Source organism: Streptomyces sp. 13-12-16 (assembly GCF_002114215.1).
Classification (GTDB): Bacteria; Actinomycetota; Actinomycetes; order Streptomycetales; family Streptomycetaceae; genus Streptomyces.
The window spans coordinates 1-588 of record NZ_NCTE01001457.1 but is presented as its reverse complement, the minus strand read 5'-3'; the positions used below and the strand labels follow the sequence as shown (position 1 = coordinate 588).

General features: G+C 78.6%; 1 pseudogene. It reads left to right on the top strand.

The features are described 5' to 3' along the window. Window positions 1-383: pseudogene (locus tag B7767_RS48955) on the top strand (cell division protein FtsK); the annotation flags it as partial. Window positions 384-588 lie beyond the last annotated feature (205 nt).

The following is a 588-nucleotide window of genomic DNA, read 5'->3' as shown; positions in this document are numbered from 1 at the left end:
GCGTGCACCTGGTGGTGGCCACCGGGCCCTGCGCCCGTACGGCGCAGAGCGAGCCGGTGCGACAGGCGTCCCTGCGGGTCGCGCTCGACGCGGTGGTGCCGGGGGGCGGGCCGGAGGCGCCGGCGCCGGGGCGGGGACGGGTGGTCCGGCCGGACGGGCGTGAGACGGCGTTCCAGGGGGGCCGGGTGACCGGTCGTATTCCGCGGACGGCGACTCTGCGGCCGACGGTCGTGCCTCTCGAATGGCATCGGATGGGGGATCCGCCGGCTCGGCGGCAGGTTCGTGAGCTCGGTAACGGGCCCACCGATCTGGCGCTGCTCGCCAGTGCGTTGGAGCGGGCCGCGCGGCAGGTCGCCGCGGCGGAGGTGCCGTCGCTCCTCTGATGGGGGGCGGCTGGTTGTGCGGGACACGGTGTCGGGGCTGGTTGTGCGGGGGCGCGGTGTCGGGGTCGGGTGCCCGGTGTCGCGGCTGGGCGGGGGGTGTTCGCGCCGCCCGGCGCCTGCGGGGTGCCTCCCCCGGAGGGGGTACCCCCAGCGCCCACCCGTGCCGCCCCAGCGGCACGGCTGCCCGCGGCCGACTGGGCAGGCG